This window comes from Longimicrobiaceae bacterium (assembly GCA_035936415.1).
In the GTDB taxonomy this organism is placed as follows: Bacteria; Gemmatimonadota; Gemmatimonadetes; order Longimicrobiales; family Longimicrobiaceae; genus JAFAYN01.
On record DASYWD010000576.1, the window covers coordinates 1 to 6,813 of the forward strand.

The 6,813-nt window shown below is 74.0% G+C and carries 9 protein-coding genes; all 9 read left to right on the forward strand.

Features of this window, described 5'->3' with window-relative positions; translation table 11 throughout:
* Positions 1–101: 101 nt before the first annotated feature.
* A complete protein-coding gene (gene rimI, locus VGR37_23000) occupies positions 102–578 on the forward strand; it encodes a ribosomal protein S18-alanine N-acetyltransferase (protein HEV2150286.1) in 477 nt (158 codons plus the stop codon).
* Positions 579–668: 90 nt separating this feature from the next.
* On the forward strand, positions 669–1,160 hold the full coding sequence (gene ssb, locus VGR37_23005; GenBank protein HEV2150287.1) for a single-stranded DNA-binding protein: 492 nt from the start codon (positions 669–671) through the stop codon (positions 1,158–1,160).
* Between the two features lie 290 nt (positions 1,161–1,450).
* Positions 1,451–2,500 carry a LysM peptidoglycan-binding domain-containing protein gene (locus tag VGR37_23010; GenBank protein HEV2150288.1) on the forward strand — a complete coding sequence of 350 codons (1,050 nt, stop codon included), beginning with the start codon at positions 1,451–1,453 and terminating at the stop codon, positions 2,498–2,500.
* Between the two features lie 100 nt (positions 2,501–2,600).
* On the forward strand, positions 2,601–3,416 hold the full coding sequence (gene ccsA, locus VGR37_23015; GenBank protein HEV2150289.1) for a cytochrome c biogenesis protein CcsA: 816 nt from the start codon (positions 2,601–2,603) through the stop codon (positions 3,414–3,416).
* Entirely contained in the window at positions 3,413–4,051 is a 639-nt protein-coding gene (locus VGR37_23020) for a bifunctional precorrin-2 dehydrogenase/sirohydrochlorin ferrochelatase (protein HEV2150290.1), read from the forward strand. Before ccsA ends, VGR37_23020 begins: the two co-directional genes overlap by 4 nt.
* Positions 4,033–5,337, forward strand: a complete 1,305-nt coding sequence (hemA, locus tag VGR37_23025) for a glutamyl-tRNA reductase (protein HEV2150291.1) — start codon at positions 4,033–4,035, stop codon at positions 5,335–5,337. Before VGR37_23020 ends, hemA begins: the two co-directional genes overlap by 19 nt.
* A gap of 50 nt (positions 5,338–5,387) precedes the next feature.
* Complete coding sequence (locus VGR37_23030) at positions 5,388–6,125, forward strand: MotA/TolQ/ExbB proton channel family protein (GenBank protein ID HEV2150292.1); 738 nt, start codon at positions 5,388–5,390, stop codon at positions 6,123–6,125.
* A complete protein-coding gene (locus tag VGR37_23035) occupies positions 6,125–6,553 on the forward strand; it encodes a biopolymer transporter ExbD (GenBank protein ID HEV2150293.1) in 429 nt (142 codons plus the stop codon). The genes VGR37_23030 and VGR37_23035 overlap by 1 nt, the downstream gene beginning before the upstream one ends.
* Positions 6,553–6,813 (forward strand): hypothetical protein (locus VGR37_23040; GenBank protein ID HEV2150294.1); only part of this gene is annotated, 261 nt, incomplete at its 3' end. The genes VGR37_23035 and VGR37_23040, both read left to right, overlap by 1 nt.

The window sequence follows — 6,813 nt, forward strand, 5'->3', positions numbered from 1 at the left end:
GCGCCGGACGCGGGGCGGGTGGAGACACCCGCGCACTGGGAGCCGGAGTACGTCCGCGCCTCGGGCGCGGAGCGGATCGCCGCGGCGGCGGGGTCGGAGCCGTGAAGCTCAGCCGCGAGGTGCCGCGCCTCGGCGACGCCGCCTTCCGCCTCCGGCCGCTGATGGAGGCGGACCTGGAGCGGGTGCTGGAGATCGAGCAGGCCTGCTTCTCCACGCCCTGGAAGGAGGACACCTTCCGCGGCCTCCTCCGCCGGAGCGACACCGACCTGGTGGCCGCCGAGCGGGAGCGGCGGCTGGTGGGCTACGCGGTCTGCTGGACGGTGGTGGACCAGTCGGAGCTGGGCAACGTCGCGGTGGCCCCCGAGGCGCGGGGAGCGGGGATCGGCCGGGCACTGGTGGACGCGGTGGTCGGCATGGTCCGGGAGCGCGGGGCGCGGGAGTGCTTCCTGGAGGTCCGGGAGTCCAACCACGTCGCACAGTCGCTCTACCGCGACATGGGCTTCGAGGTGGTGGGGCGCAGGCGATCGTACTACGCCCTGCCCACGGAGGACGCCCTCGTCATGCGCCTTTTCGTGTGAGTTTCCGTTGACGGGCGCGTGAGCGCCGTCTACCGTCGGGGTCCTCTTCCCACAAGGACGGGACCCCCATCCCAAACCCCAGGAGGTTTCGTGTCACGCAGTCTCAACAAGGCCATCATCATCGGCAACCTCGGGTCCGACCCGGAGGTCCGCACCACGGGTGGCGGGAGCCGCGTCGCCCAGTTCTCGGTCGCGACCAGCCGCCGCTGGACCACCAGCTCCGGCGAGCAGCAGGAGAAGACCGAGTGGCACCGGATCGTCTGCTGGGGGAAGCTGGCCGACATCGTGGAGAAGTACCTGAAGAAGGGCCAGCAGGTCTACGTCGAGGGCGAGATCCAGTACCGCCAGTACGAGGACAAGGACGGCGTCACCAAGTACAGCACCGAGATCAACGCCCGCGAGCTGATGATGCTCGGCGGCCGTGAGGGTGGCGGCGGCGGCGGGTTCGGGGGCGGCGGCGGCGCCCCGGCGCGCGAGCGCGCCACGGCCGGCGGCGGTGCGGGGAAGGGCGGACGCGGCGGCGACTACGACGACTTCCAGCCGCCCCCGTTCGGCGACGACGACGACGACCTTCCGTTCTGAGGCGGGAATCGCGACGGGCTGCAGGGCGCTCTCCTCCGGGAGGGCGCCCTGCAATCTTTTCCGGGTCCGCCGCGGGGTGGTCCGCCGCGCCGCTCCTCACCGCGACGGAAAGCATTGTGCGATTTCGGCTTGCGTGGCTGTGTTGTTCGGCCGCGGCCACCCGGTTATACTGAGGCACCGGAACGATTCCCTGCAGGCACCGGCGCCTCCCCCGTGGGAGGTGGTCCGCCCGTCCTCGCCCGGGGCCCAGCGCCCCGGGGGGGACCTCGTCCACTCCCTCCGAACCGCCCGTGAAAGCCTCCCCCCTCCTCCTTGCCGCCGCGCTCGGTGCCGCCCTGCCGCTCGCCGCCGCGCCGCTCGCCGCCCAGGAGCCGACCGCCCTCCCCGGGCAGGACCGGACCTACGTCGTCCGCCGCGGCGACACGCTTTGGGACATCGCCCGCGGGTGCCTCGGCGACCCGTTCCTCTGGCCCGAGCTGTACCGGATGAACGCCGGCGTCGTCCGCGACCCCGCGCGCATCTTCCCGAACCAGCGGCTCACCCTCCCGGAGTGCCGCCAGGGTGCCGATCCGCAGGTGGCGTTCACGCCGCGGCGGGGTGAGGATCCCCGGCCGGGGAACAGTGTACTCCCCGCCGCAGGGACCGCCGACGTGCCGGTGATCGCCCCGGGCGACTTCTACCGCGCCCGGCTCCTGGTGCAGGACGGCGAGGTCCCCGCGGTCGGCCGGCTGGTGGAGCGGATCTCCCCGACCGTCGTCCCCATCGGGATGACGCCGATGATCTCGCTCTACGACCGGGTTTACGTTACACTGGGGAGCGGGGGCGGGCTGCGCGTGGGCGACGCCGTCCACTTCTTCCGGCGCGACCGCGAGGTGAGGCCGTACGGAAGGGTGTACGTGTCCACCGGGATGGGGAGCGTGGAGGCGCTGGAGGGGAACGTCGCCACCGTCGAGGTGCGGACGCTGTACGACCTCGTGGCCGTGAACGACCTCGCCGTGCCGGCCGCCCGCTTCCCGGTCCCCGCAGGGGTGGCGCCTCGGCCGACCCGCCAGCCGCTGGAGGCGCGGATCGTCGGCTTCGGCATTCCCCACGCGGTGCAGGCCACCGGCGAGCTGGCGTTCCTCGACGTGGGCGCCGCCGCCGGGGTGAAGCCGGGCGACGTGTTCGCCGCGTACCTCCCCCGGACCCAGCGCGACTGGGGGACCCGGCCCGAGATCCCCGTCGCCCGGATGCAGGTGGTGCGGGTGACGGACCGAACCGCCACCGTCCGGATCACCGGGCTGGAGCACCCGGCGCTGGAACCGGGGATCACCGTCCGCCGGGTGGCGGAGATGCCGTGACACGACCGGGGGTGCGGGTCCCTCTCTCGGCCGGTCGCGACGCCCCCCCGCAAGGAGGGGCGTCGCCGCGTTTGGTGCAGTCCCTTACCCTGGGGATCGGATGACGGAAGCGCTTCACCTCGTCGCCCTGGCGCTCTACCTGGTCGCCGCGACCCTCCTGGGGGTGGCGCTGGCCCGCAACGAGCTGCGCCTGACCGGGATCGCCACGGCCGTGACCGGGGTGGGCGTGATGGCGCACCTCCTGGGGCTGGTGGGGTTCTGGTCGTACTGGGGGGAGCTGCCGCTGGTGGGGCTCGGCCCCTCCCTCTCCACGCTCGCCTTCATGGTGGGGCTGGGCTCCCTCACCGTGGCGACGCTCGGGCGGACCGGGCCACTGGGGCTGGTGCTGGTTCCCGTGGCGGCGCTCCTGGGGGGGGCGGCGCTGGCGGTGGGGGTGGTCCCGTCGCAGGCGGTGCTCACCTTCCGGGGGCCGTGGTTCGTGCTGCACGTGACGCTGGCGCTGGTGGGGTACGCGGGGCTCACGGTGGCCTTCGCCTGCGGGCTGATGTACCTCGTGCAGTTCAGGGAGTTGAAGAAGAAGAACTTCGGTGCCATCTTCCGGTTCTTCCCACCGCTCGATACGCTGGACCGGATCGGGAAGTGGGCGCTGGTCGTCGGGCTCCCCTTCCTGACGCTGGCACTGGCGGTCGGATGGGCGTGGACGGAGCGGTTCGAGCGCACCCTCGCCCCCGGAAACCCGAAAGTCGTGTGGGGGGTACTGAGCTGGGTCCTGATCGTGGCCGCCCTCGCGGCGCGGGCGGGCGGGGGACGGCGCGGGGTGCGCGCCGCCGCGGCGAGCGTGCTCGCCTTCGCCGTCGTGGTGTTCGCCTACCTCCTGCTCCGGGTGGGGGAGCCGCAGGGCGGGGGCTTCCTGTGAGCGGGCTCTACCCCGTGCTCCTCGACCTGCGGCGCGTGCGCGTGCTGGTGGTGGGGGGCGGCGCGGTCGCCACGCGCAAGGTGGAGGGGCTGGTGGAGGCCGGCGGGCGGCCCACCGTGGTCGCCCCGGAGCTGCGGGCGGAGCTGCGCGCGATCGTGGAGCGCGAGGGGCTCCCCTGCCACCTCCGACCCTTCCGCGCGGGGGACGCGGCCGGGTTCGCCCTGGTGTTCGCCGCCACCGACCGCCCCGAGGTGAACGCGCAGGTCGCGCGCGAAGCGGAGGACGCGGGGGCGCTGGCGAGCGTGGCGGACGCGGGGGCGGAGTCCGCCTTCCACGTCCCGGCCACGATCCGGCGCGGGGACGTGGTGGTGGCGCTCTCCACCGGCGGGGCCTCCCCGCTGCTGTCGCGCCGGCTGCGCGAGCGGCTGGAGACGGTCGTCACTCCCGGAGTGGGGCGCGCCGCCGGCCGGCTGGAGGCCGTGCGCGGGGAGGTCCGCGCCCGCTGGCCGGATGACGAGGCGCGCCGCCGGGCGTTCTGGTTCGAGTTGATCACTCCCGAGTTCCTCGACCGTGCCGTCGAGGGGCGGGACGACGAAGTGGAAGCGCGCATCTCCCGATGCCTCTCGCAGTCGTAGGAGCCAGCCACCGGACCGCGCCCATCGAGGTCCGGGAGCGGCTCGCCTTTTCCCGCGGGGAGATCCCCGGGGTGCTGGCCGCCCTGGTGGAATCGGGGGTGGCCGCGGAGGCGGTCGTCCTGTCCACCTGCAACCGCACGGAGCTGTACCTGGCCCTCCCCGACGAGCGGAGGGGCGTGGACGCCGCCCGAGCGGTGCTGGCGGAGCGGATCGGCGAGACGCCGGCCGGGATCGCGAAGAACCTCTACCTCCACCGGGACCGCCTCGCAGCGGAGCACCTCTTCCGGGTCACGGCGGGGCTGGACTCCATGGTCCTGGGGGAGCCCCAGATCCAGGGGCAGGTGAAGGAGGCGTACGCCCTGGCGCGCGAGGCGGTGAGCCCCGCCGGGCCGCTGGTGGGCGCGGCGCTGAACCGGCTCTTCCAGACCGCGTTCTCCGTGGGCGGCCAGGTGCGGAGCGAGACCGAGGTGGGCCTGGGCGCCGCCTCCATCTCCTCCGCGGCGGTGGAGCTGGCGAAGAAGATCTTCGGATCGCTGCGCGGGCGGCGCGCCATGGTGCTCGGCGCCGGGGAGATGAGCGAGGTGACGCTGGAATGCCTCCTGGGCGAGGGGGTGCGCGCGGCGCTGGTCGCCAACCGGACCTACGACCGGGCGCGCGAGCTGGCGGCGAAGTGGGGCGGGGCGGCCGTCCGCTGGGAGGAGTTCGGCAGGGCGCTCGCGGGCGTGGACATCGTCATCTGCTCCACGGCGGCTCCGCACCCGGTGCTCACGCGCGAGCGCTTCCGCCAGGCCGTTCCCGGCGAGCGCCGCAACCCGCTCTGCGTCATCGACATCGCCATCCCGCGCGACGTGGAGCCTGCGGTGGGGCGGGAGCCCAACGTCTTCCTCTACAACATCGACGACCTCACGCAGATCGTCGACGACAGCCTGGAGCGGCGCCGCGCGCAGCTCCCCGCCGCGGACGCGATCGTCACGGCCGGGGTGGAGGACTTCTGGGGGTGGTACGCCGGCCTCGCCGTGGTCCCCACTATCCGCGACCTCCGCGACCGCGGGGAGCGGGTGCGGCAGGCGGAGCTGGAGCGCGCCCTGCGGCGCCTGGCCCACCTGGCCCCGGAGGACCGCGACGCGGTGGACGCGCTGAGCCGCGCCCTGCTCAACAAGCTCCTGCACGCGCCCACGGTGCGCCTCCGCGAGGCCGCCGGGAACGGTCGCGGGACCGCGGTGCTGGACACCGCCCGCTACCTGTTCGAGCTGGACCGCGAGGCCTCCGCGGAGGGGGGCGAGTAGCCGCCCCTCCGCACCCTTCCCGATCCCCGTCACCACCCGGACCCCGTCTCGTGACCGCCGCATCCATCGTGCTCCAGGGCGCTCCGCTCCCCGGGCAGACCAACGAGTTCGCCGCGTCCTGGGAGATGATCGCCCAGGGGACGCCCTCCACCAAGATCATCGTCGGGCTCCTGGCGGTCCTCTCCCTGGTCTCCTGGGCGATCATCGTCTGGAAGCTGCTGCAGTTCCGGCGGCTGCGCGGCGAGGCCACGCGCTTCATCGGCGAGATGGAGCGGGCGGAGCGGCTGGAGGACGCCTACCGCAACGTGCTGGCCCTCCCGGAGTCGCCCTTCAGCCGGGTGTTCCGGCGCGGGGTGAACTTCTTCTCGGAGCTGCGCCCCGCCGCCGCCCGCGCGGGGAGCGAGGTGCGCGGCCTGAGCCCCGCCCAGCTGGAGGTGCTCCGGCTGGTGCTGGAGAAGGAGGAGGGCGAGGAGCGCGACGAGCTGTCGCACGGGATGCAGTGGCTGGCGATCGTCGCGACCGTGGCCCCGCTCTTCGGGCTCCTGGGCACGGTGCTGGGAGTGATGCACTCCTTCGTGGGCGTGGCGCAGGCGGGGACTTCCAGCATCACGGCGGTGGCGCCGGGGGTGGCCGAGGCGCTGATCACCACCGCGGCCGGGCTGGTGGTGGCCATCCCGGCGGCCATCGCGTACAACTACTTCACCGCGCGCCTCAACCTGGTCATGAGCGAGCTGGAGGGCTTCTCCAGCGAGTTCATCGGGACGCTGGCGCGCGAAGGGCGGGTCTGATGCCGCGCCGCCGCCGGACCGGGCGCGAGCTGGGGCCCATGGCGGACATCAACGTCACGTCGCTCGTGGACGTGGCGCTCACGCTGCTCGTGATCTTCATCATCACCGCGCCCATGCTGACCGGCGGGGTGGAGGTGAGCGTGCCGCGCGCGCAGACGGCGCCCATCGAGTCGCCGGAGGGCGTCGTCGTCTCGGTGGACCGCGACGGGGAGGTGTACATCGGGGAGACGCGCACCGCCTGGAGCGACTTCGAGACGCAGTTCCCGGAGGCGGTCCGGAACGCCAACGCCACCAGCGTCTACCTCCGCGCCGACGAGGGGGTGCCGTACGGGCGGGTGATGCAGGTGATCGGGGCGATGAAGGCGGCGGACGTCGCCACGGTGGGGCTGGTCGCGGAGCCCGAGCCGGCGGCGCCGCGGAGGCGGTGATGCGCAGGCGGGATCCCTCGCGCCGTTTTCGCCTCGCGGTCGCGGCATCCACGGGGATGCACGCGCTCGTGGTGGGGGTGGTGTGGCTCTCGGTGGCCGGCGCGGAGCCGCCTCCCCGGCGCCAGGTCTTCCGGGTGGACATCGTTTCCCCGCCGCCGAACGTGGCGGGGGAGCCGGCGCCCACGCCGCCAGCCACTGAGACCGCGGCGCCCGAGCCGGAGCCGGAGGCCGCCGCGCCCCCCCCGGCTCCCGAGCCGGGG